Origin of the sequence: Streptomyces sp. NPDC059256 (genome assembly GCF_042753785.1) — a bacterium.
Taxonomy (GTDB): domain Bacteria; phylum Actinomycetota; class Actinomycetes; order Streptomycetales; family Streptomycetaceae; genus Streptomyces.
In genome coordinates this window covers 208,208-231,011 of sequence record NZ_JBHYZO010000001.1, presented here as the reverse complement: position 1 = coordinate 231,011, position 22,804 = coordinate 208,208, and the positions used below count along the sequence as shown (strand labels likewise).

Annotated in this window: 20 protein-coding genes; 12 read left to right on the top strand and 8 right to left on the bottom strand. The window is 69.6% G+C overall.

The window, feature by feature from the left end:
- The coding region (locus ACFXJL_RS00990) for an aldo/keto reductase (protein WP_384688162.1) at positions 1 to 838 on the bottom strand (838 nt) is incomplete at its 3' end.
- 89 nt (positions 839 to 927) lie between these two features.
- Between ACFXJL_RS00990 and ACFXJL_RS00985 the strand changes: the two genes are divergently transcribed.
- The 6 genes from ACFXJL_RS00985 (at position 928) to serA (ending at position 11,356) form a co-directional block, all read left to right on the top strand.
- A complete protein-coding gene (locus ACFXJL_RS00985) occupies positions 928 to 1,875 on the top strand; it encodes a 2-hydroxyacid dehydrogenase (RefSeq protein WP_384689088.1) in 948 nt (315 codons plus the stop codon).
- 752 nt (positions 1,876 to 2,627) lie between these two features.
- Entirely contained in the window at positions 2,628 to 5,432 is a 2,805-nt protein-coding gene (locus ACFXJL_RS00980; RefSeq protein ID WP_384638048.1) for a putative bifunctional diguanylate cyclase/phosphodiesterase, read from the top strand.
- Between the two features lie 463 nt (positions 5,433 to 5,895).
- Positions 5,896 to 7,752, top strand: a complete 1,857-nt coding sequence (locus ACFXJL_RS00975; protein ID WP_358881753.1) for an acetolactate synthase large subunit — start codon at positions 5,896 to 5,898, stop codon at positions 7,750 to 7,752.
- A 67-nt stretch (positions 7,753 to 7,819) separates the two neighbouring features.
- Complete coding sequence (ilvN, locus tag ACFXJL_RS00970) at positions 7,820 to 8,344, top strand: acetolactate synthase small subunit (protein WP_358881752.1); 525 nt, start codon at positions 7,820 to 7,822, stop codon at positions 8,342 to 8,344.
- A 95-nt stretch (positions 8,345 to 8,439) separates the two neighbouring features.
- Positions 8,440 to 9,441: a ketol-acid reductoisomerase gene (ilvC, locus tag ACFXJL_RS00965; RefSeq protein WP_358881751.1), complete on the top strand. Its 1,002-nt coding sequence runs from the start codon at positions 8,440 to 8,442 to the stop codon at positions 9,439 to 9,441.
- A gap of 313 nt (positions 9,442 to 9,754) precedes the next feature.
- On the top strand, positions 9,755 to 11,356 hold the full coding sequence (gene serA, locus ACFXJL_RS00960; RefSeq protein WP_329023603.1) for a phosphoglycerate dehydrogenase: 1,602 nt from the start codon (positions 9,755 to 9,757) through the stop codon (positions 11,354 to 11,356).
- A gap of 190 nt (positions 11,357 to 11,546) precedes the next feature.
- On the opposite strand, the gene ACFXJL_RS00955 is transcribed toward serA, so the two are convergent.
- Complete coding sequence (locus ACFXJL_RS00955; RefSeq protein ID WP_384638054.1) at positions 11,547 to 12,167, bottom strand: TetR/AcrR family transcriptional regulator; 621 nt, start codon at positions 12,165 to 12,167, stop codon at positions 11,547 to 11,549.
- A gap of 83 nt (positions 12,168 to 12,250) precedes the next feature.
- Here ACFXJL_RS00955 and ACFXJL_RS00950 point away from each other — a divergent pair, with 83 nt between their 5' ends.
- Positions 12,251 to 13,117 (top strand): alpha/beta fold hydrolase, encoded by an 867-nt coding sequence (locus tag ACFXJL_RS00950; RefSeq protein ID WP_384688156.1) that lies wholly within the window; start codon positions 12,251 to 12,253, stop codon positions 13,115 to 13,117.
- Positions 13,118 to 13,187: 70 nt separating this feature from the next.
- Here the strand turns inward: ACFXJL_RS00950 and ACFXJL_RS00945 are convergent, their stop codons facing one another.
- Entirely contained in the window at positions 13,188 to 14,444 is a 1,257-nt protein-coding gene (locus tag ACFXJL_RS00945; RefSeq protein WP_384688153.1) for a PucR family transcriptional regulator, read from the bottom strand.
- A 177-nt stretch (positions 14,445 to 14,621) separates the two neighbouring features.
- On the opposite strand from ACFXJL_RS00945, the gene ACFXJL_RS00940 reads away from it, so the two are divergent.
- Both ACFXJL_RS00940 and pruA read left to right on the top strand, forming a co-directional pair.
- A complete protein-coding gene (locus ACFXJL_RS00940; RefSeq protein ID WP_384688150.1) occupies positions 14,622 to 15,548 on the top strand; it encodes a proline dehydrogenase family protein in 927 nt (308 codons plus the stop codon).
- A gap of 39 nt (positions 15,549 to 15,587) precedes the next feature.
- Complete coding sequence (gene pruA, locus ACFXJL_RS00935; RefSeq protein WP_358881746.1) at positions 15,588 to 17,228, top strand: L-glutamate gamma-semialdehyde dehydrogenase; 1,641 nt, start codon at positions 15,588 to 15,590, stop codon at positions 17,226 to 17,228.
- Between the two features lie 77 nt (positions 17,229 to 17,305).
- Here the strand turns inward: pruA and ACFXJL_RS00930 are convergent, their stop codons facing one another.
- Complete coding sequence (locus tag ACFXJL_RS00930; RefSeq protein ID WP_358881745.1) at positions 17,306 to 17,662, bottom strand: metalloregulator ArsR/SmtB family transcription factor; 357 nt, start codon at positions 17,660 to 17,662, stop codon at positions 17,306 to 17,308.
- Positions 17,659 to 18,138 carry an SRPBCC family protein gene (locus ACFXJL_RS00925; RefSeq protein WP_384638067.1) on the bottom strand — a complete coding sequence of 160 codons (480 nt, stop codon included), beginning with the start codon at positions 18,136 to 18,138 and terminating at the stop codon, positions 17,659 to 17,661. The genes ACFXJL_RS00930 and ACFXJL_RS00925 overlap by 4 nt, the downstream gene beginning before the upstream one ends.
- A 181-nt stretch (positions 18,139 to 18,319) precedes the next feature.
- On the opposite strand from ACFXJL_RS00925, the gene ACFXJL_RS00920 reads away from it, so the two are divergent.
- Positions 18,320 to 18,781 (top strand): hypothetical protein, encoded by a 462-nt coding sequence (locus ACFXJL_RS00920; protein WP_358881743.1) that lies wholly within the window; start codon positions 18,320 to 18,322, stop codon positions 18,779 to 18,781.
- 61 nt (positions 18,782 to 18,842) lie between these two features.
- On the opposite strand, the gene ACFXJL_RS00915 is transcribed toward ACFXJL_RS00920, so the two are convergent.
- Genes ACFXJL_RS00915 through ACFXJL_RS00905 form a run of 3 tightly spaced genes read right to left on the bottom strand, consistent with a single transcriptional unit; the run spans position 18,843 to position 21,555 of the window.
- Positions 18,843 to 20,123, bottom strand: a complete 1,281-nt coding sequence (locus ACFXJL_RS00915) for a lysophospholipid acyltransferase family protein (RefSeq protein ID WP_384688145.1) — start codon at positions 20,121 to 20,123, stop codon at positions 18,843 to 18,845.
- The gene (locus ACFXJL_RS00910) at positions 20,120 to 20,983 is read right to left on the bottom strand and encodes a phosphatidate cytidylyltransferase (protein ID WP_384688142.1); all 864 of its coding nucleotides are present in this window, start codon (positions 20,981 to 20,983) and stop codon (positions 20,120 to 20,122) included. Before ACFXJL_RS00910 ends, ACFXJL_RS00915 begins: the two co-directional genes overlap by 4 nt.
- Positions 20,980 to 21,555 carry a CDP-alcohol phosphatidyltransferase family protein gene (locus ACFXJL_RS00905; protein WP_384688139.1) on the bottom strand — a complete coding sequence of 192 codons (576 nt, stop codon included), beginning with the start codon at positions 21,553 to 21,555 and terminating at the stop codon, positions 20,980 to 20,982. Before ACFXJL_RS00905 ends, ACFXJL_RS00910 begins: the two co-directional genes overlap by 4 nt.
- Positions 21,556 to 21,655: 100 nt before the next feature.
- On the opposite strand from ACFXJL_RS00905, the gene ACFXJL_RS00900 reads away from it, so the two are divergent.
- Positions 21,656 to 22,213, top strand: a complete 558-nt coding sequence (locus ACFXJL_RS00900) for a GNAT family N-acetyltransferase (protein WP_384688136.1) — start codon at positions 21,656 to 21,658, stop codon at positions 22,211 to 22,213.
- A gap of 401 nt (positions 22,214 to 22,614) precedes the next feature.
- Positions 22,615 to 22,743 carry a hypothetical protein gene (locus ACFXJL_RS00895; RefSeq protein WP_285366387.1) on the top strand — a complete coding sequence of 43 codons (129 nt, stop codon included), beginning with the start codon at positions 22,615 to 22,617 and terminating at the stop codon, positions 22,741 to 22,743.
- The last annotated feature ends 61 nt before the right edge of the window (positions 22,744 to 22,804 follow it).

Sequence of the window (22,804 nt, the reverse complement as noted above, 5' to 3'; positions counted from 1 at the left end):
TCCCCCCCGGCAACCCCTGCTGTCCCCCCCCCACCGGGGGTTCGGTCCCCCCTGCGGACTGCGGGAACGATCCGCCAGTAGCGCCGCTCGCCGCCGCGCCCGCCGGGAAGGCGCCGCCCGCCGGGAACGCGCCGCCCGCCGGGAAGGTGGTACCCGTCGGGAACGCGGTCGCATCCCCCCGGACGCCCATCGAGAACCCCTGGCCCGCCCCGCCCGACCCAGCCCCGGGCTGTGGTCTGACCTGGCCACCGGGGCCCGGCCCCGGGTACGGCACCTCGCCCAGGCCCGTCGACCGGGCAGCACCGCGCCACCGGCCGCCACGTGCCGTTGTGTCCGTCGAGGCCGATCCGGCCCCCGCCCCGTGCGCGCCGAGCGCACAGACACCGAGCGCACGTACCTTCCCCGCCCCCACCAGCTCCGCCATCGCCCCCCAGGTCTCCTCCACCGGCACCTCGGGGTCCGCACAGTGCAACTGGTAGAGATCGATCACGTCCGTCTGGAGTCGTCGCAGCGATGCGTCACACGCCCGTCTGACGTACCCGGGCCGCCCGTGGGCGACCACGTGCCGGTCTCCCACCAAGAGGCCGACCTTGGTGGAGATGAAGGCGTCCCGCCGTCGCTCCCGCAGCACCCGTCCCACCAGGAGTTCATTGGTGAACGGCCCGTACATGTCGGCCGTGTCCAGCAGGGTGGCGCCGGCGTCGAGCGCGGCGTGGACCGTGCGCAGCGACTGTTCCCCGTGCCGCCTGGAGGCGGTGTAGGCCCAGTGCATCGGCATGCACCCGAGCCCGACCGCGCCCACTGCCAGCGCCGCCGCGCCGATCGTCCTGCGCTCCAACTGCCCGTATCCCTCCCTTGACCGCCCCCAAACTAACCAATGCGGATCACCCCTCTCCGCCCAGGCTCCCGCCGACTAGCCTCGTGACCATTACCGCAGACATATGGCTCTCCCTTCCGGCCGACGAGATCGAGGGTCTGCCCTCGACCGTCGACGCCGGGTTTCGCTACCGGTTCTGGAACGGAGGTCCGGAGTTCCCCGCCGATCCGGCGGACTGCGTCTTCTACACCGTTCCCTACCTCCAGCCGGGGGTGGCGCTCCGCCCCCTACCGGAGATGACGTCCGTACAGGTCATCCAGACCCTCTCGGCGGGCATCGACCACGTCGAGCCGGGTCTGGGCGCGCTGCACCCCGGGGTGCAGCTGTGCAACGCCAAGGGGGTCCACGACGCGTCGACGGCCGAGCTGGCACTGACCCTGGTGTTGGCGTCGCTGCGCGGCATCCCCGGCTTCGTCCGCGGACAGGACGGGGAGGAGTGGCGGTCAGGCTTCTATCCGGCGCTCGCCGACTCCTCGGTCCTGATCGTCGGCTACGGATCGATCGGCGCGGCGATCGAAGACCGGCTTGCGCCCTTTGAATGCGCGCGGGTGGCGCGCATCGCGCGCTCTGCCCGCACTACGGCGCGCGGTGAAGTGCGCCCATTCACCGAAGTGCACTCTCTGCTCCCGGACGCCGATGTGGTGATCCTGTCGACTCCGCTCACCGAGGACACCAGGGGGCTGGTGGACGCCGAGTTCCTGGCCCGGATGAAGGACGGAGCGCTCCTGGTCAATGTGGCCAGGGGCCCGGTCGTCGATACGAAAGCCCTGCTGGCAGAGGTGGGGACCGGCCGTATCACCGCCGCGCTCGATGTCACCGACCCGGAGCCGCTACCGCCGGGCCACCCCCTGTGGCATGCCCCCGGAGTGCTCATCAGCCCTCATGTCGGTGGCTCCACCTCGGCCTTCCTACCGCGTGCCAAGAAGCTGCTCGCCGCTCAGGTAGGAGCCTTCGTCGCCGGTGAGCCCGTGCAGAATGTCGTACTGACCACGGAGTAATGGCTGGTGAGCCCAGCGGAGGTCCGGCCGCCCGCCCGCCGCGGCCATCTGGAACACCTGGCACCCCGGCTAAACCACAAGAAGTCAACCAATCGCTCTGCGCGCCGCGGTGGCGATTGATGGTCACTCAGAGTAGAGGAACTATGTCCCTGAGTGACGATTCTGGTGTATCGTCCGGACCTGGGGGCTGCACCGGCAAGGGGCGGTGCGCTGACGCGACCTGACTGCCAATCAGACTTTTGAGGGGGGCGACGGGCGATGCACGGCCAGTGGACCCAAGATCCCATGAGGCAGGGACGTCGACGACGACCCTCGCACGATCCAGAGCCCGGCGCCATCACCACGGCAGTGCACACACCCCTTCCCGGCAGGGGCACCAGCGCGGTTGACGTCCCCGGCCGGGCACTTCGCCCGCCCCCGGTGAGCCCGGCCCTCACCACGGTGATCGCTTCCCATGGGCCGGGCGCCCCAACCCGACGGACGTCCGCCAGTCGAACGACGTCCGTAACCCAACGGGTGTCCGTCGCCTCCGTGGTGTCCGTGGCGCTGATGCCGTTCCCGATCGTCATGGCGCTCTTCCAGCCCTCGGCGCTCACCCCGCCATTACGCACCTCGGGTACTTCCTCGCGCCATGCTCCCCGGGCCCTGCCGACCACCCCGGCCGATCCGCCCTTCCCGCCCTGCACGCCCGCTGGATCTCCCACTGCCGCACACCGGTCGTCCGTGCCGGGCACACCGCAAGGAGCGGCCCGGTGAGCGCGCCGGGGGCGATGGCGGCCCGAGAGCCCGCCCCCAGCGGCAAGGGCCTGGTCGCCCAACTCATCCTCGCCCTGATCTGTGCCGGCTACGGAGTGGGCGCGGCGCTCGGTTGGGGCTCACCCGAACTGGCTTTGATCATGGGGGATTTCGGCCTCAGTGCGGGCGCTCTCGTCGCAGCCGTCTCCTGCTTCCTCTACGCACGCACGAGCCCACCCCGACTGCGTCCCGCCTGGCTGCTCTTCGCTCTCTCCTCGCTGATGGCCTCCGCGGGCAACGCCATCTGGGGCTGGTACGAGGTGGTCCTGCACCGCGAGGTGCCCAGCCCCTCCATCGCCGACCTCTTCTTCCTCTGCTTCGCCCCGCCCGCCATCGTCGGGCTGCTGGTGCTCGCCAAGCGCCCGGTGAGCAGGGCCGGTTGGGTCTGCCTCGGCTTGGACGCCTGGCTGATCGGCGGTTCACTGTTGACCCTCTCCTGGAGCCTCGCGCTCGCCCACACCACCCGCGTACAGGGTGAGAGCGTCGCCCCGGCCGCCCTCGCCCTCGCATACCCGCTCCTGGACATCGTCCTGGTCAGCATGGTTCTGGCGTTGCACTTCCGGCGCTCGGCCACCAACCGCTCGGCCGTCAACACCGCCATCGCCGCGCTCGCCCTGACCGTGCTGTGCGACACGCTGTTCACCTCCCCCCTGCTGCGGGAGAGCTACCGCTCCGGCCAACTGCTCGACGCCGGCTGGTTCGCCGGCTCGCTCCTGCTGGCGTACGCGCCCTGGGGCGCCAGACGCTCGGCCGAGACCGTACGGCCACCGCGACCGCCCCGCCCGAGCAGGCCCGTCGCCGGGTCGCTGGCCGCCCTGACCCCCTATCTGGCCGCCGCGGTCTGCACCCTGGGCATTCTCTACAACGTTGTCGAGGGCCGTACGGTCGACCGGGTCGTCGTCCTCACCGGCTGCACGGTCGTCCTGGCGCTCGTGGTGCGACAGGGCATCATGCTCGTCGACAACATCGCCCTCACCCATGAGCTGGCCCAGAAGGAGAACCACTTCCGCTCGCTCGTACAGGGCTCCAGCGATGTCATCATGATCGCCGCGCCCACCGGAGTTCTGCGCTACGTCAGCCCTGCCGCGTCCGGGGTCTACGGACGTGAGGCGGACGAGCTGATCGGCTCCGAGCTGGCCACCCTCATCCATCCGGAGGACCTCGGCAGGGTCATCAGGGAAGTGCGCCGCTTCCTGGCGGCCTCACCGGCCGAGGAGCCGACCACCCGCATCGAGTGCCGCTTCCGCTCGGGCAGCGGTGACTGGCTCAATGTGGAGTCCACGGTCAACCGCCATCAGGGCGGGCTCATCTTCAACAGCCGCGACGTCACCGAACGCGTGCGCCTGCAAGCCCAGCTCCAGCACAGCGCCGAACACGATCCACTCACGGACCTGCCCAACCGGGCCCTCTTCACCGATCGCGTCCGCCGCGCGCTGAGCGGTAGACGGGCCGCGGACCGGGGCGCGGCCGTGCTCTTCATCGACCTCGACGGCTTCAAGGGCGTCAATGACCGCCTCGGCCATCAGGCGGGGGACGACCTGCTGATCCAGGCCGCCGGTCGGCTCGCCGACTCCGTACGGGCCGGAGACACCGCAGCCCGACTCGGCGGCGATGAGTTCGCGGCACTCATCCTCGGCGACGGCATGGCGGACGAGACCGCCCGCGAGACCCAGGTCGCCGAGATCGCCGACCGGCTCAGACTCACCCTCTCCCAGCCCTACCGCATCGACGGCCACGACGTCCGGGTCGCCGCCTCGATCGGTGTCGCCTTCGCCGAGGAGGGCATCACCCCCACCGACCTCATGCGCAACGCTGACCTCGCGATGTACCGGGCCAAGGCCGCCGGCAAGGACCGCGTCGAGCTCTACGCGCCCCAGATGCAGGCCGAAGTCGTCCGCCGTACCGAGTTGGCGGCCCGCTTGCGCAGTGCCCTGCACGACGGAGAGTTCGCCCTGCTCCACCAGCCCGTGGTCAACCTCGCCACCGGTCGCATCGAAGCCGTGGCCGCGCAGGCCCGCTGGCGCTCCGCACAGGGGATGCTGTTCACGCCCGCCGAATTCCTCCGCTCGTCCGACGACGGCGACCGCACCGCGGAGCTGGGACGCTGGCTGCTGGAGGAGGCCGTGGAACAGGCGGCGGAGCGGGACCGGCTCGGCCACCGGGTGCCCGTCTCGGTGCGGCTGTCCGCCCGCAGGCTCCTGGACCGGTCACTGCCCTGCGGCACCGTCGAGGCCCTGCTGACCCGCCACGGCCTCCCGCCCGGGGCGCTCATCATCGAACTCGCCGACAGCGATCCACGGATCTCCTTCGACGACCTCGAACAACGTCTCGTGGCCCTGCGCCGACTCGGTGTAAGGATCGCGCTCGACGGATTCGGCAGCGGTCATGCCGCGATCAACGCCCTGCGCAGGCTCCCCGTGGACCTGCTGAAGCTGGATCGCGGGCTGATCGAGGGCATTGTGGAGTCCTCCCGACTGCACAAGATCACCAGCGGACTGCTGCGGATCTCCGGAGACCTCGGCCTCCAGTCCGTCGCCGATGGAGTGGACCTCCCCGAGCAGGTGCTCGCGCTGCGCAGCATGGGGTGCACGCATGGTCAGGGCATGGCGTTCGCCGGCCCCCTCGATGAGTACAGGCTGCGCAGGGCGCTGGTCCGCGACGACTTCCCGCTACCGGGAGGAGCGGTGCTCCCGCTGCTTGCCGGTGGCTCATTGACGACGCGCACCGGCTCAAATAGTGAGACGCGCGTCCCACCCGCTTGACAGCCCCACGGGCTGAGGTGGAGGGTCTGTGACATGCGCACCCGAATTCTCGTACTTGGAAAGCGCGTCGGCTGAGCGGAGCCTTGACGGCCCTGCTGAATCCCCCGACGCGCTCCCCTCGCTTGCCTCACGGCACGAGGGGTTTTTTGTTGTACCGATGCAGTTTCCAGGTGTGAGAACTCCCCGCGCAGCCCCTCACCGGGCCCCGACTGACCCCTTCGCACCACTCATGAAATCCTGAAGCAAGACAACAAAACAGCAGAAAACAAGCATTCAGCAGCACAACGGCCAAGAGTTCGCGCGGTTCCGCACTCCTGGCGCAACCGTCGCCCGACAGGGCGGCAGAGTCACACCCGTCGGGACCGACGAACCACCGGACCCGCTCAACCGCCCGCACCACCCAGCAGCACCCGCCAGATCCTCAGCACCAACCTCAGCGTCAGCCCTCAGCTTTGAGAAGAGAATGCCGATGACCGAGCAGGCCACCGGGGCCCACCATCCGCAGCCGCGGGCCCGTACTGTCGGAAGCTCCACCCCCGCAGTCGAGCATGTCACGGGTGCCAAGTCCCTCATCCGCTCTCTTGAGGAAGTGGGGGCGGACACCGTCTTCGGCATCCCCGGCGGCGCCATCCTCCCCGCCTACGACCCGATGATGGACTCCACCAAGGTCCGTCACGTCCTGGTCCGCCATGAGCAGGGTGCGGGGCACGCCGCCACCGGATACGCCCAGGCCACCGGCAAGGTCGGCGTCTGCATGGCGACCTCGGGACCCGGTGCCACCAATCTGGTCACCCCGATCGCCGACGCCCACATGGACTCCGTCCCGCTGGTCGCGATCACCGGTCAGGTCTCCTCCAAGGCGATCGGCACCGACGCCTTCCAGGAAGCGGACATCGTCGGCATCACCATGCCGATCACCAAGCACAACTTCCTGGTCACCAATGCCGACGACATCCCGCGGACGATCGCCGAGGCGTTCCACATCGCCTCCACCGGCCGCCCCGGACCAGTCCTCGTCGACATCGCCAAGGACGCCCTCCAGGCCAAGACCACCTTCAGCTGGCCCCCCACCCAGGACCTGCCCGGCTACCGCCCGGTGACCAAGCCGCACGCCAAGCAGATCCGTGAGGCCGCCAAGCTGATCGTCCAGGCCAAGCGGCCGGTGCTCTACGTCGGCGGCGGCGTGATGAAGGCCCGCGCCACCGCGGAGCTGAGGGTCCTCGCGGAGCTGACCGGCGCCCCCGTCACCACCACGCTGATGGCGCTGGGATCCTTCCCCGACAGCCACCCGCTGCACGTTGGAATGCCCGGTATGCACGGTTCGGTCACCGCCGTCACCGCGCTCCAGAAGGCCGATCTGATCGTCGCCCTCGGTGCCCGCTTCGACGACCGCGTGACCGGCAAGCTGGACAGCTTCGCGCCGTACGCCAAGATCGTCCACGCGGACATCGACCCCGCCGAGATCGGCAAGAACCGCACCGCCGACGTGCCGATCGTCGGGGACGCCCGCGAGGTGATCGCGGATCTGGTCCAGGCGGTCCAGGCCGAGCACAGCGAGGGCCACACCGGCGACTACGCCGCGTGGTGGAAGGACCTGAACCGCTGGCGCGAGACCTACCCCCTCGGCTACGACCAGCCCGGGGACGGCAGCCTCTCCCCCCAGCAGGTCATCCAGCGCATCGGCCAACTCGCCCCCGAGAACACCATCTACGCCGCAGGCGTGGGCCAGCACCAGATGTGGGCCGCCCACTTCATCGAGTACGAGAAGCCCGCCACCTGGCTGAACTCCGGTGGTGCCGGAACGATGGGGTACGCGGTCCCGGCCGCCATGGGCGCCAAGGCCGGTGCACCCGACCGCACGGTCTGGGCGATCGACGGTGACGGCTGCTTCCAGATGACCAATCAGGAACTCACCACCTGCGCGCTCAACAACATCCCGATCAAGGTCGCCATCATCAACAACGGCGCGCTCGGGATGGTCCGCCAGTGGCAGACGCTCTTCTACAACCAGCGCTACTCCAACACCGTGCTGCACTCGGGCGGCGGAGACGGCGGCGAGCCCAGCGGTGGCACCCGCGTCCCCGACTTCGTCAAGCTGTCCGAGGCGATGGGGTGTTACGCGATCCGTTGTGAATCCCCCGACGACCTCGACAAGGTCATCGCCGAGGCCAACTCCATCAACGACCGTCCCGTCGTGGTCGACTTCATCGTCCACGAGGACGCCATGGTCTGGCCGATGGTCGCCGCCGGCACCTCCAACGACGAGGTCATGGCCGCCCGCGGGGTCCGCCCCGACTTCGGCGACAACGAAGACGACTGAGCGAGCGAGCAGAAGAGAGAGATCGACTCCGATGACCTCCTACCACCACCCGGCGCACACCTCCCACATGTCGAAGCACACGCTCTCCGTCCTCGTGGAGAACACCCCCGGCATCCTCGCGCGGATCGCCGCCCTCTTCTCCCGCCGTGGCTTCAACATCGACTCCCTCGCCGTCGGTGTCACCGAGCACCCCGACATCTCCCGCATCACGATCGTGGTCAATGTCGAGGAACTGCCGTTGGAGCAGGTGACCAAGCAGCTCAACAAGCTCGTCAACGTCCTGAAGATCGTCGAGCTGGAGCCGGCCAACGCCATCCAGCGCGAGTTGGTGCTGGTGAAGGTCCGCGCCGACAACGAGACCCGCTCCCAGATCGTCGAGATCGTCCAGCTGTTCCGCGCCAAGACGGTGGACGTCTCCCCGGAGGCCGTCACCATCGAGGCCACCGGTTCGAGTGACAAGCTGGAGGCCATGCTCAAGATGCTGGAGCAGTTCGGCATCAAGGAGCTGGTCCAGTCCGGCACGATCGCCATAGGGCGTGGCGCCCGGTCCATCACCGACCGGTCCCTGCGCGCGCTCGACCGCAGCGCCTGACCCGCGCACCGGCTCGCATGGCGAGACCCGAAAACCTCCCCGCCCACTCCCGCCGTACGGTGGGACGCACACCTGCACACCAAGGAGACATTCCAGTGGCCGAGCTGTTCTACGACGACGATGCCGACCTGTCCATCATTCAGAACCGCAAGGTCGCGGTCATCGGCTACGGCAGCCAGGGTCACGCGCACGCCCTGTCGCTCCGTGACTCCGGCGTCGATGTCCGCGTCGGTCTGCACGAGGGTTCCAAGTCCAAGGCGAAGGCCGAGGAGCAGGGCCTGCGCGTGGTCACCCCTGCCGAGGCGTCCGCCGAGGCCGACGTCATCATGGTCCTCGTGCCGGACCCGATCCAGGCACAGGTCTACGAGGAGTCCATCGCCCCGAACCTGAAGGACGGCGACGCGCTGTTCTTCGGTCACGGACTCAACATCCGCTTCGGCTTCATCAAGCCCCCGGCCGGCGTCGACGTCGCCATGGTCGCCCCCAAGGGCCCGGGCCACCTCGTGCGCCGCCAGTACGAGGAGGGTCGCGGAGTTCCCTGTATCGCGGCCGTGGAGCAGGACGCCACGGGCAAGGGCTTCGAGCTCGCCCTGTCCTACGCCAAGGGCATCGGCGGCACCCGCGCCGGCGTCATCAAGACCACCTTCACCGAGGAGACCGAGACCGACCTCTTCGGTGAGCAGGCCGTCCTGTGTGGCGGTGCGTCCGCGCTGGTCAAGGCCGGCTTCGAGACGCTGGTCGAGGCCGGCTACCAGCCGGAGATCGCGTACTTCGAGTGCCTCCACGAGCTGAAGCTGATCGTGGACCTGATGTACGAGGGCGGCCTGGAGAAGATGCGCTGGTCGGTCTCCGAGACCGCCGAGTGGGGCGACTACATCACCGGGCCCCGGATCATCACCGACCAGACCAAGGTCGAGATGAAGAAGGTCCTCGCCGAGATCCAGGACGGCACGTTCGCGCGCAACTGGATGGACGAGTACCACGGTGGTCTGAAGAAGTACAACGAGTACAAGACGCAGGACGAGAACCACCTGCTGGAGACCACGGGCAAGGAGCTCCGCAAGCTCATGAGCTGGGTCGACAACGACGACGCGTAAGTCGTACGGCGAGGGTCGGGACGACCGTGTCCCGGCCCTTCGCCGTTGTGCGCCCTGCCCGGCGCGCGAGCACTTGGCGTGCGCCCCGGACACTCGTGGACACCCCGGTACTTGCCGGGCGGTTCTCCACTTCGTCCAGCCACGGACGGGTGATCCTGCCGAGAAGGCACAAGACACACCCTGAACCACCACTACACTTCTCAACAACACTTCGCGTCAGGCCCACAGTGTCGTGCGTCTTCCACGCGGCTAGCCCCCTCCACCGCCTGCGGCCGTCGGGACGGCCGTCTGCACTGGACTAGTGAGGACTCACGTGAGCACTGCGTCTCGGAAACCAGTCGTACTCATCGCTGAAGAGCTGTCGCCCGCCACCGTGGATGCGCTCGGCCCTGACTTTGAGATCCGCCACTGCAATGGTGCGGACCGCGCGGAGTTGATCCCCGCCATCGCCGATGTGGACGCCATCCTCGTGCGTTCCGCCACCAAGGTCGATGCCGAAGCCATCGCAGCCGCCAAGAAGCTGCGCGTCGTCGCGCGTGCCGGTGTCGGTCTGGACAACGTCGACGTCTCCGCCGCCACCAAGGCCGGCGTGATGGTCGTCAACGCCCCCACCTCCAACATCGTCACCGCAGCCGAGCTGGCCTGCGGTCTGTTGGTCGCCACCGCGCGCAACATCCCCCAGGCCAACACCGCCCTGAAGAACGGCGAGTGGAAGCGTTCCAAGTACACCGGCGTCGAGCTGAGCGAGAAGACGCTCGGTGTCGTCGGTCTCGGCCGCATCGGCGTGCTCGTCGCCCAGCGCATGTCGGCCTTCGGCATGAAGATCGTGGCGTACGACCCCTATGTGCAGCCCGCCCGGGCCGCGCAGATGGGCGTCAAGCTGCTGACGCTCGACGAGCTCCTCGAAACGTCCGACTTCATCACCGTGCACCTGCCCAAGACGCCCGAGACCCTCGGGCTCATCGGGGACGAGGCGCTGCACAAGGTCAAGCCGTCCGTGCGCATCGTCAACGCCGCCCGTGGCGGGATCGTGGACGAGGAGGCGCTCGCCTCCGCGCTCAAGGAAGGGCGCGTCGCCGGCGCGGGCCTCGATGTGTACGCCAAGGAGCCCTGCACCGACTCGCCGCTGTTCCAGTTCGACCAGGTCGTCTGTACGCCGCACCTCGGTGCGTCGACCGACGAGGCGCAGGAGAAGGCCGGTGTCGCCGTGGCGCGTTCGGTGCGTCTCGCGCTCGCCGGTGAGCTCGTACCGGACGCGGTGAACGTCCAGGGTGGCGTGATCGCCGAGGACGTCAAGCCGGGTCTGCCGCTCGCCGAGCGCCTCGGTCGCATCTTCACCGCACTCGCGGGCGAGGTCGCGGTCCGTCTCGACGTCGAGGTGTACGGCGAGATCACCCAGCACGACGTCAAGGTGCTCGAACTGTCGGCGCTCAAGGGCGTGTTCGAGGATGTCGTCGACGAGACCGTCTCCTATGTCAACGCTCCGCTCTTCGCCCAGGAGCGCGGTGTCGAGGTCCGGCTGACGACCAGTTCGGAGTCCCCGGACTACCGGAACGTCGTCACCGTGCGCGGCACCCTCTCGGGTGGCGAAGAGGTCGCCGTCTCCGGCACCCTCGCCGGCCCCAAGCACCTCCAGAAGATCGTGGCGATCGGCGAGCACGACATCGACCTGGCGCTCGCCGACCACATGCTGGTGCTGCGCTACGAGGACCGTCCCGGTGTCGTCGGTACGGTCGGTCGCATCCTGGGTGAGGCCGGACTGAACATCGCGGGCATGCAGGTCTCACGCGCCGAAGAGGGTGGCGAGGCCCTGGTCGTCCTCACGGTCGACGACAATGTGCCGCAGACGGTGCTCACGGAGATCGCCGAGGAGATCGGCGCCGCGTCCGCCCGTTCGGTGAATCTGACGGACTGATCCCACACGTTCATCCCGGCAGGGGCCCGACTCGCCTGGTGCGGAGTCGGGCCCCTGCCGTGTCTACGGACGCCGCCCGGTTCCTTGAACGTGTCCTTGAACGTGCGCCACCGAGCTGTTGAGCCGCCAGGCACGCCAGCCACTCACTGGATCGGGCGTCCGCGGGCCGGGACCGGCGGACAGAGCCGGCTCAGCCGGCTCGGTCGGCGCTAGGTACCAGCAGCCCTTCCACCAGGTGCTCCAGTGCCTCCGTCATCTCCGTGCGGGTCGCCCCGGGATCGTCCGAGTGCGCGACCATCAGCGCCGCCTCGTCCAGCGCGCCGAGAAGGATGTGGGCCAGCGGCGGTACGGGTCGGGTGGTCATCGCCCCGGCTGCCATCGCCGCTTCCAGGGCCCCTGTGATCACTCCGAGGCCGTGCTCCTGGCCGATCTCCCGCCATCGCCGCCAGCCCAGCACTCCTGGCGCGTCCAGCAGCAGGATGCGTTCCACGTCCGGCTCGGCGAAGGCGTCGAGAAAGGCGCGTGCGCCTGCCTTCAGCGCCTCCACCGGATCCGTTGCGGTCGTCATGACCTGCCCGGCGATCCGCTCGGTCAGCTCCGCCTCGACCGTCTGCACCGTGGCGTCGAACAGATCGGTCTTGTCCCGGAACTGGTGGTAGAGCGCCCCTCTGGTCACCCCCGCCGCCCGGACGATCTCCTCGGTGCCCACCCCCGCGTAGCCGCGCTCGGCGAACAGCGAACGGGCGGCGGCGATGAGAGCTGCCCTGGTCGCCCGGGATCGCTGGGTGTGCTTGGTGTCGGTCGATTCCATCCTGCCCCCTTGAGTTCCGTACAGACTGTATGCAACTCTACATGCATACAGTCTGTATGTAATTGCAGCGAGAGGTGACCGCCATGCCACAGATCACGCTCGACCAGGGAACCGTCCACTACCGGGACACCGGAGAAGGCGAGCCCGTGCTGTTTCTGCACGGCTACCTCATGGACAGCAAGCTCTGGGAGCCGATCGTCGACCGGCTCGCCCCGGACTTCCGGTGCATCACCCCCGATCTGCCCCTCGGCGCCCACCGCACCCCGATGAACCCCGGCGCGGACCTCAGCCTCGCGGGGATCGCCCAGTTGGTCGCCGATCTGATCGTCGCGCTCGATCTGCCGCGCGTGACCCTGGTCGGCAACGACCTGGGCACCGCCATCGCACAGATCGTCGCCGCCCACCATCCCGAGCGGATCGGCCGTCTCGTCCTCACCAACGGCGAGTGCTTCGAGAACTGCCCGTCACCCTGGTTCAGAACACTCGGCCCCTCCTCCCGGGTGCCCGGCCTGCTCACCCTGGTCTTCCAGGCCCTGCGGCTGCGCGCCGTCCGTCGGATGCCCTTCGGGTTCGGCCTGCTCACCAAGGGCGCACTGCCCCACGACCTGATCGACGGCTGGCTGGGTGCCTTCTTCGCCGACCCCGCCGTCCGGCGCGACTGCGTCAAGGTCACCCGCGGGATCGTCCCCACGGCCCTGCTCGAACCGGCACGACAGCTCGCCTCCTTCGACCGGCCCACCCTGCTCGCCTTCGCCCGTGAGGACCGACTCTTCCCGTACGCGCACGGCGAGCGGCTGGCCGCGATCATGCCCGGCGCCCGGCTGGAGACCATCCACGACAGCCGGACCTGGCTGATGCGCGACCAGCCCGATCTGACGGCCCTGCTCTTCGGGGACTTCATCCGCAGCACGCCCGCGGGCGCTGCGGCGGCGGACGTCACCCCCGCTTGATCCCAGCCGGCCCGAGAATCGCGCCATCGGACGGGCAACTCGATCAGACCTCGATCCATCGGGGAACGGGTCAGAGCCGGGCCGTCTTCAGCGCCATGTGGAGCAGTAGCCGGTCCTCGCCGTCAGCGAGGTCGAGCCCGGTGAGCTGCTCGACCCGGGAGAGCCGGTAGTAGAGCGTCTGTCGATGGATGCCCAGCGCGGACGCGGTACGACTGGCCTGGCCGCCGCAGTCCAGATAGGTCTCGGCGGTGTGGACGAGATCGGGGTGGGAGCCGTCGAACAGCGGCAGCACCGCGGGGTCCTGGGGCAGGTCGCCCGGGAGAGCGGTGAGGATGCGGTACGCCCCGATGTCGGCCCACTGGGTGACGGGCCCGAACCGGGGCGCTGCTCGGGCGGCGCGGGCTGCGGAGGACGCCTGGCGCCAGGCGGCGCCCAGGTCGGCGAGGCCCTGGTGGGGCGAGGAGACACCGGCCGTGGCGGCGCTGGTCGCCGAGGCGAGCAGACGTTCCGCTGCGGCGATCGCGGGGGCGGGCGTGTCGAGGGTGCGCAGCCGCAGCAACACTGCGAGGGCGTGCGTGCCCGCGGTGCCCCGGCCGCCCGTTGCGGCCGGGGCGCCACCGGCCGCCCGGCCTGCGGCTCGTGACGAGCCACCGCGGGACGTCCGTACGGCCGGAGCCTCGACCCGGGCCGCCGCACCCGGCACCGTGCACAGGGCAGCCGCGCCGGGGAGCGCGCGGACCGGCGGGGCGTCGCCCGACGGCCAGGGTGCGACGCACACCACCGCATGGGGGCCGTCGGCGCCCCGCTCCCCACCGCCGAGAGCGGTGCGCAGCGCGGCCACCGCCATGTCGTACTGCCAGCCGCGATCCGCGGTGAGTACCGCACGGAACTCGCGGGACAGATCGGTGCCGGCCCGTTCCTCGTCGGCGAGCAGACCGCCGATCCGTTCGGCGACCTCCATGGCCGCGACCAGCTGGGCGTCCGTGGGCCCGGGTGTGGTGTCCAGCAGCCACACATAGCCGAGCGCGATGCCCCGGTGGCGTACCGGAAGACAGATGCGGTCCCGGAAGACGCCGGCGTCGGGGGCGGCGGGGATGCGGACGGGGGCGGTGGCGCGGGTGATCCCGAAGCCCTCGAACCAGGCGCGGACCGCGGGGGAGGACTTTCGGGTGAGGATCGAGCGGGTCCTGACCGGGTCCATCGCATCGTCGTCGTCGCTGTCGTGCGCACCGAAGGCGATCAGCTCGAAATCGCGGTTCTCCAGCGTTGCCGGGGCTGCCAGCAGAGCCGAGATCTCATCCACGAGTTCCTGGTAATCGCCCTTCATTCGGACATTCTGACACGGCCTTCAGACAGATGTCTGAGATCCCGGCCACGGATGCGTGACAGCTGTCGATGGCTGAGGATCGGAGCGATCCTTAGATTTCACGGTGGTTCTTCGTGCCGTTCCGGACGCGTCTTCCCCCGCGTTCCGGCCCGGCGCCCGTACTTCCAGGAGGTCCCCGTGCTGGGTCCCGTGATCCTCGCCGCCTCGCGCAGCGACAGGATGCGTCGCATCGTCTCGGCCGCTCCGGTCACCAAGCCCGTGGTCAGTCGCTTCATCGCGGGTGAGACGGTCCACGAGACCATCCCCGTGGTCCAGGAGACCGCTGCCCGCGGCCTGGAGGTCACGCTCGACGTCCTCGGTGAGGACATCACCGATCCGTCGGAGGCGCTGCGCGCCCGCGATGCCTATCTGGAGCTGATCGAGGCGCTGAAGCCGCTCGGTCTGGGGGAGCGCGCCGAGATGTCGGTCAAGCTCTCCTCCTTCGGCCAGGCGCTCGCCGGCGGTCATGACCTGGCGCTGAAGAACGTCACACCGGTCGTCGAGGCCGCCGCCGAGATCGGCACCACGGTTACCCTCGACATGGAGGACCACACCACGGTCGATTCGACCCTGGCCATCCACACCGAACTCCGTGAGCGCTTCCCCCGCACCGGAGCGGTCGTCCAGTCGTACCTCTTCCGCACCGAAGACGACTGCCGGGCGCTGGCCGCCGCGGGCTCCCGGGTCCGGCTGGTCAAGGGCGCCTACAAGGAGCCCGCGTCCGTCGCGATCCAGGACAAGGCCGAGGTCGACCGCGCGTACATCCGTTGTCTGAAGATCCTGATGGAGGGCGAGGGGTATCCGATGATCGGGTCCCACGACCCGCGCATCATCTCCATCAGCCAGGAACTCGCCCGTCGTGCCGGCCGCAAGCTCGACGACTACGAGTTCCAGATGCTCTACGGCATCCGCGAGGGCGAGCACCACCGGCTCGCAGTCGAGGGCCACCGCATGCGCGTCTACATCGCGTACGGCACCGACTGGTACGGGTACTTCATGCGTCGCCTCGCGGAGCGCCCCGCCAATCTGGCGTTCTTCCTGCGTTCGCTGGTCAGCCGAGGCTGAACCCCCCAACTGACCTACTGATTAAGGAGAGTCGGCACCATGGACGCCGTCACCAAGGTTCCCGCGCCGGTCAATGAGCCGGTCCACGGCTATGCACCGGGCAGCCCCGAGCGCGCCCGGCTGGAGGCCAAGCTCAAGGAGCTGGCCGAGAACCCGATCGAGCTGCCGATGACCATCGGCGGCGTACGCCGGATGGGCGGCGGCGAGCGGGTCGACGTCGTCCAGCCGCACAACCACTCCGCCGTGATCGGCACCTTCGCCGGGGCGACCGAGCAGGATGCGCAGGACGCCATCGACGCGGCGCTCGCCGCCGCGCCCGCCTGGCGTGCGATGTCCTTCGACGACCGCGCGGCGATCATCCTGCGCGCTGCCGAGCTGCTGTCCGGCCCCTGGCGCGAGACGCTCGCCGCCTCCACCATGCTGGGCCAGTCGAAGACCGCCCAGCAGGCCGAGATCGACACCCCGTGCGAGCTGATCGACTTCTGGCGCTTCAATGTCGCCTACGCCCGCGACATCCTGGCCGAGCAGCCTCCGGCCAACTCCCCGGGCGTGTGGAACCGGATGGACCACCGTCCGCTGGAGGGGTTCGTCTATGCGATCACCCCCTTCAACTTCACCGCCATCGCGGGCAATCTGCCGACCGCTCCGGCCCTGATGGGCAATGTGGTGGTGTGGAAGCCGTCCCCCACGCAGACGCACGCGGCCGTGCTGCTGATGCAGCTGCTGGAGGAGGCCGGGCTGCCCAAGGGCGTCATCAACCTGGTCACCGGTGACGGCATCGCCGTCTCCGAGGTGGCGCTGAACCACCGCGACCTCGCCGGGATCCACTTCACGGGCTCGACCCGGACCTTCCAGCACCTGTGGAAGACGGTCGGCAACAACATCGAGAAGTACCGCTCGTACCCCCGGATCGTCGGCGAGACCGGTGGCAAGGACTTCGTGGTCGCGCACCCGAGCGCCGATCGCGCCGTGCTGAAGACCGCGCTGACCCGGGGTTCCTTCGAGTACCAGGGCCAGAAGTGTTCGGCGAGCTCCCGTGCGTACATCCCCGCCTCGATCTGGAACTCCGGTTTCAAGGAGGAGTTCGCGGCCGAGGTCGACGGGATCAAGATGGGTGATGTCACCGATCTGTCGAACTTCATCGGTGCGGTGATCGACGAGCGTTCGTTCGCGAAGAACAAGGCCGCCATCGACCGGGCCAAGGCCGATGACACCTGCACGATCGTCGCCGGTGGCACGTACGACGACTCGGTCGGCTACTTCATCCGCCCGACCGTCGTCGAGTGCTCGGACCCCTCCAACGAGGTCTTCACCACGGAGTACTTCGGCCCGTTCCTGGCCGTGCACGTCTACGACGACAGCTCCGCGGACCAGTACGACGCCATGCTGGACCAGATGGAGTCGGTCTCCGACTACGCGCTGACCGGTGCGGTCATCGCCAACGACCGGGCCGCTGCCGCGCACACCATGGAGAAGCTGCGCTTCGCCGCCGGCAACTTCTACATCAACGACAAGTCGACCGGTGCGGTCGTCGGGCAGCAGCCCTTCGGCGGCGGTCGGGCATCGGGCACCAACGACAAGGCCGGCGCTCCGCAGAACCTGATGCGCTGGACGCTGACCCGTGCGATCAAGGAGACGCTGGTCGCTCCGACGGAGTACGGCTACCCGCACATGGGCTGATCTTCACCGCCCCCCTGATCCCGCCCCCGTTCCAGCCCCCACGCCGGAACGGGGGCGGTTCCATGCCCGGGCACGGCTCACCGCTCGGGGTCGGACTCCGCCAGCCGTTTGATGGCCGCGAGTCGGGAGTCCCAGTCGGTGGCCAGTCGGTCCATCCAACGGGCCGTCGCGGCCAGTCGGGTCGGTGCGACGGCGTAGCGCGCTTCCCGCCCCTCCCGGTGCCCCTCCACCAGACCGGCGCGGGCGAGGACGCCGAGGTGCTTGACGATCGCCTGTCTGCTCACGGGCAGTTCCAGGGCGAGCACGGTTGCCGTCGCCCGGCCGCCGTGGGCGGCCAACGCATCGAGTATCCGACGCCGGGTCGGGTCCGCCAGCGCCGTCAGGACGTCGCTGACGGCCTCCTCGTCCGACACCCGATCCTGCGGGTCGGTCATGCCGACAGTCGTTCCGCGTACTGCTGGATGTTGACGACCTGCTCGCTCCAGCCGCCCTCGTGGCTCTCGTACGAGGCCGAGTCCTTGCGGTCGTCGGGGATGGTGATCGAGGAGAAGCCGGTCTCGACCACGCGCAGTCGGGTGCCGTCGCCCTCGGAGGTCAAGGTGAACTCGACCAGGGTGGAGTTTCCGTCGACGGCCTGCTCTCCGGGGTAGGCGGACGCCCAGCGGTAGGAGAACCGATGGGGTGCGTCCACCTCGACGATGGTGGTGGGGAACTGCCCGAACTCGCCGTGGTCCAGGAACATGGTGCCGCCGGGGCGGAGGTCCACCGGGGTGGGGCTGCCCTGGCCGAACCAGGAGCCGACGTGTTCCGGTTCGGTCAGCACCGCCCAGACGCGCGCCACGGGTGCATTGATGGTGATCTCCTTCTCGATCCGGTCGCCGGCGCGGTCGGACTTGAGGTCTTCGGTCATGGTGAGCCTCCCTCTGGTTGCTGCGAACTGGCTTTACGTGCAACTCCAGAGTTGCACGAAGCAACAGGAGGTGCAACCCGCGAGTTGCAGGTTCTGGGAGTCTCCGGAATGGATCTGTGACCTGATGAACACTCTTCGCAGCGACGGCTCCCCGCGGATGGGCCGGTGCCACACTTGGGCCGTGTTCCAACTCCTGCCGGGCACCGGAGTGTTGTTGCCGCACCGCGCGGGAACCCTCCGCTTCGGCATGAGCGAACACACCGCGCGCTGGGCCCTGTCCACCATCTGCGACATCCGCACGCAATCCGTCTGTGGCGCGGCCTGGGCGTTCAGTGGCGAGTACCTCGGGCTGACCATCGACGTCCTCGGTGCACCGGAGGGAAACCATGCCCAGCGCCTCGGCTATGTGGAACTCGGTAGGTCACCGTGTGACAGTTCGGGGGAGGAGCCCCGAGGGCCCGCCCTCGTGCCCGTACTGCACGAGGGCATCGACCTCTTCGGGCGCCCCCGGCACGACGTGGCGAGCCATCTGCCGTCGGACTCCCGGGTGAACCACGGCCTCGGGCGCACCGGCGGATACATCCAGTCGATCGGTCTCCGCAGTCCGTACTGGGCGATTCCCTACGGCTCGGAGACTGTCTAGGCGTACTGACCGACTCGCCGGGCCTTCCCCGCCGGGCCCCTTCCCGTACGGAGAGGACCCGTCACTGCCAGCCGATCACGATCCAGGTCAGCCCCGTAGCGAACGCCCCGGTCAGCAACGCCAGATAGCTGCCGTAGCACCTGCGGTAGCGCCGTAGGAGCAGGCCCAGTGCGGCGAACGCCAACCCCACCGTCAGTGTGCGCGATCCTCGCGCACCGGCCGAAGCGAGCAGCCAGTCGTCGACGGGCACGTCGGCCCGACCGGCTTCGGCCGCGTACACCTTGAACGGAACGCCGTTCCACGGTTGGTGACGCACGGCGTCCGCGGACTCCACCACCAACTGCTGGCGCACCTCGGCCCGCATCCGGTCCGTGGTCAGCGGCGCGGGCAAGACGATCCCCGCCGCCGCGATGTGCAGCGCCAGGAGCGCTCCCACGATGCTCCCAGCCCATGCGGTGAGCGACAGCCGCAGTGCCGCCCGGGGCGCCGCCGCACAGGCGATGCCCAACAGCAACTCCGGCATCAGCGGCCAGCTCAACGCCTCGGCGAACGCCCAACAGAAGGCGATCAGCAGCCCCCAGCGTGAAGCGGCCCGGGTTGCCACCCAGCGCCGCACCTTCGAGTCCCGGAGCGATTCCGCGTTGGTCCTTCGGTGCAGCGCGGCGACCGCGTCCCGGGCCTCCTCCGGGGTCGCCGTCGGCGCCAGCGGTGCCCCGATCCGCACCCGGACCAGAGAGGACCGCAACCGTCCGTGCTTGGGCAGCAGCCGATCCGTCCCCGCGATCCCGACCGGCACCACGGGCACCCCCGCGGACTGGGCCAGCACGAGCGCACCGCGGTGGAAGGAGCCCACCGAGCCGTTCGAGCCCCGGGTGCCCTCGGGGAAGAGGACCACGGCTCGCCCGGCGCGCAACTCCGCGGCCATCGACAGCAGATCGCCCATCCCGCCGCCCGTGCGCCGCAACGGGAAGCCGGCCGCGAGCCGACGGCAGATCCGGCTGCGCCACCGTGAGGCGAACCAGTAGTCCGCCGCGGCCCCGATCAAGGGGGTGTGGCGGGCGTCGAGGGCCGCGAGCAGGGCGGCCGTATCGGCATGCGAGGAGTGGTTGGCGACGACGACACAGCCGCCGCGCGGCAGTCGCCCGCGGCGCTCCACCCCACCGGTGAGGGTGAGCACGCACCACCACAGCGCGCGGCGGAGCACGGACGCCACCCGCGAGCGGGAGGGACGATCCTGCTCACCCGGCTCAGGTCGGTCAACGTCGGGCGGGTCCGCGATCGCGCCCGGCACGGGCCGTGCGCCGGCCGGCCCCTTCGGGCCGTACCCCTCATGCCCGCTCATGCGCCGACCACCATCGCCAGCACCAGAGCCGGCAGCAGTGAGTCGATGCGGTCCAGCAGACCACCGAACCCCGGCAGCCAACTCCCCGCGTCCTTCACCCCTGCCTCCCGCTTGACCATCGACTCCAACAGGTCTCCGAGGACGCACCCCAGCAGCACCGCGGCCCACAGTTGCGGGGTGAAGGCGCCGACCGCGAACAGCACCAGACCGGTGGCCACCGCGGCACCCGCCACACCTGCCCAGGTCTTGTTGGGCGACAGCGGTGACAGCGGCCGTGCCAGCGGCCCGCGCCGCCTTAGAGCGGTGCCGCCGCACCAGGCCCCCACATCGCCCAGGGCCACCGCGAGTCCCACCGCGACCGCGGTGTCCCCGAGCGTCACCAGGCCGGTCAGCGAGAGGGGAATCCACAACAGGCCGAAGGCGGAGCGTGCTGCCCGGGTGAACCCGGTCGTGTGGTCGCCCGACAGCAGGGGCGGTACGGCGGCGATCAGCAACAGCAGTGCGGCGGCCCGCAGATCGAGGACGTGCGGCGCCAGCCAGGCCAACGCCGGGAGCACGAGCGCCGAGGCCATCAGCACCGTCTGATCGAACCGTCCCAGCCCGGCCATCCGCACGTACTCGCTCACGGCGATCACCCCGAGCACGGCGGCCAGGGCGAAGGCCCCACCGGCACCGAGGTAGAGGGAGCCCAGGAACACGGGAGCGGTCAGTGCCCAGGTACGCCAGCGCCGGCGCAGCTCCGCCCGCATCCGCACCCGCGCCGGCAGTGCCGCGACCGCGACCCCACCGGCGCCCAGGGCCCCTGCGACCAGGGGGAGCGCCCGTCCCATGGCGTCACCCACGACGAGGAATCCGCTCATCGTCCGAGCTCCTTCCAGAGTCCACCGCACCGGAGCACCGCCGTCAGCAGCGAACCGACCGCGATGACCGCCAGTACCGGCACGACCCAGCCCGTCACGGCGGCGACCAGCACCAGCAGGCAGCGCTCGGTCTTGCCCAGGGGGCCGCCGTTGCGTCGTGGTGCACCCGCCGCCGCACCCGCGAGGGACACCCAGGACGGAAGGGTCGCCGCCAAGGCCGTGGTGGCCACCAGCCACAACGGGGCCAGTGTGAGAAAACCGGCCAGCACCACCAAGTCCGCCATCCGGTCGCCGAGTTCATTGAGCAGGGCGCCGCGCCGGGTGATGCGTCCGGTGTCCCGGGCCAGTGCCCCGTCGAGATTGGCGAACGCCAGGCGCGCGGCGAGCAACAGGGCGACCGGGACCGCGGCGAGCGGCGCGGGAAGCCAGGCCAGTGCCGCTGCGGCCCCGGCGGCGCTCACCACACCGGCCGCGGTCAATGCGTCGGGCGACACATCGCGGCGGGCGAGTGCGCCGCGGACCCCGGAGAGTCGGGCCGCGTACCAGGGCTTGAGGGAGTAGAGGCCGTTCATGTGTTCAACTCTCCAGCGGTGGCTTGTTCTTCACCACGAGCTGCGTACTCAGTTCCTTAATGAGTACGCGCAGACCGTGGGACCGGAGAGACTCAGTCCCATGTCTGCGACAGTCGGGGCGGTTCGTACCGCCCACACGCATCAGCTCACCCCTGCCGAACGCGACGCGATCCGTGACCTCCTGGACCTTGCCTTCGACGGGGACTTCGGCGCCGAGGACTGGGACCACTGCCTCGGTGGTGTCCACGCCCTGCTGTACGACGCCGATGACGTTCCCGTCGCCCATGGTTCGGTGATCATGCGCAGAGTGGTCCACCGCGGGCGTTCGTACCGTGTGGGGTACGTCGAAGCGGTTGCGGTCCGGGCGCAGGAGCGGCGCCGGGGGTTCGGTGACCGGATCATGGAAGCCCTGGAGGGGGTCATCGACCGGGCGTACGACTTCGGTGCCCTGTCCGCATCGGATGCGGGTGCGGCGCTCTACCGCTCGCGCGGTTGGACGCTGTGGCAGGGCCGGATCGAGACGGCAGGCCCGGACGGGCTGGTGCCGCTGCCGGAGGAGGAGGACTCCACCTTCGTCCGGATCGGAGGGACGTCGGGTGGGCTGGTGGTACCGCCCGATGCCTTGCTGTTCGACTGGCGCGACGGGGATGTGATCTGAGGCCCGGCGGTTCGCACTGCGCCAAGTTCGCACTGCGCCAGGGGGGAGTCGCCTTCGGCCGGCCGGAGTGGTCCAGCGCGGTTCCGCGGAGCTGGTTCAACACCGCGCGGGTTCCTCAGCCGCCGTGGTGTGGATGACTTCGGCCCGGTTCCTCCCCTTGAGCGCTCTCCGTCACACCTCTCTGACCTGCGTGTTCCATGATTCCCGTCTCAGATAGTAGGAAGTCCGACTACTTGTAGAGACAGCGGAGCCCACCTGCCCTAGCTTTGTAGGAGCCGAACGTCTCGCTTGATCCAGCGAATGGCGTGCGTGAGCAACGGCCCCGGCAGGTGACCCCTGCGGCGTGCTCCCCGCCCCAACCGGCGCCTCGACATCTCCGTGATCTCAAGGAGTCGATCACCATGCCAGCTGAGACCGCCCGCCGTGTCCGCCATGCCTCCCACGCCAGCGAGTCCGACCGCAAGAACGCCGCGGCAGCACTCCAGCGAGCCCTCGACCGTCGTGACAACGGCGGCTCGACCGGTCACTGATCCCACACGTCTCGACCGGGCGCTGATCCCCGGCGCCCCGTCGAGCGCCTCGATATCGCCG

Excerpts from the sequence above, each read along its gene's own strand:
- ACFXJL_RS00975 (WP_358881753.1), top strand. The coding sequence starts at position 5,896 with ATGCCGATGACCGAGCAGGCCACCGGGGCCCACCATCCGCAGCCGCGG.
- ilvN (WP_358881752.1), top strand. The coding sequence starts at position 7,820 with ATGTCGAAGCACACGCTCTCCGTCCTCGTGGAGAACACCCCCGGCATC.
- ACFXJL_RS00955 (WP_384638054.1), bottom strand. The coding sequence starts at position 12,167 with ATGGAATCGACCGACACCAAGCACACCCAGCGATCCCGGGCGACCAGG.
- ACFXJL_RS00950 (WP_384688156.1), top strand. The coding sequence starts at position 12,251 with ATGCCACAGATCACGCTCGACCAGGGAACCGTCCACTACCGGGACACC.
- ACFXJL_RS00945 (WP_384688153.1), bottom strand. The coding sequence starts at position 14,444 with ATGAAGGGCGATTACCAGGAACTCGTGGATGAGATCTCGGCTCTGCTG.
- pruA (WP_358881746.1), top strand. The coding sequence starts at position 15,588 with ATGGACGCCGTCACCAAGGTTCCCGCGCCGGTCAATGAGCCGGTCCAC.
- ACFXJL_RS00930 (WP_358881745.1), bottom strand. The coding sequence starts at position 17,662 with ATGACCGACCCGCAGGATCGGGTGTCGGACGAGGAGGCCGTCAGCGAC.
- ACFXJL_RS00925 (WP_384638067.1), bottom strand. The coding sequence starts at position 18,138 with ATGACCGAAGACCTCAAGTCCGACCGCGCCGGCGACCGGATCGAGAAG.
- ACFXJL_RS00915 (WP_384688145.1), bottom strand. The coding sequence starts at position 20,123 with ATGAGCGGGCATGAGGGGTACGGCCCGAAGGGGCCGGCCGGCGCACGG.
- ACFXJL_RS00910 (WP_384688142.1), bottom strand. The coding sequence starts at position 20,983 with ATGAGCGGATTCCTCGTCGTGGGTGACGCCATGGGACGGGCGCTCCCC.
- ACFXJL_RS00905 (WP_384688139.1), bottom strand. The coding sequence starts at position 21,555 with ATGAACGGCCTCTACTCCCTCAAGCCCTGGTACGCGGCCCGACTCTCC.
- ACFXJL_RS00900 (WP_384688136.1), top strand. The coding sequence starts at position 21,656 with ATGTCTGCGACAGTCGGGGCGGTTCGTACCGCCCACACGCATCAGCTC.
- ACFXJL_RS00895 (WP_285366387.1), top strand. The coding sequence starts at position 22,615 with ATGCCAGCTGAGACCGCCCGCCGTGTCCGCCATGCCTCCCACGCCAGC.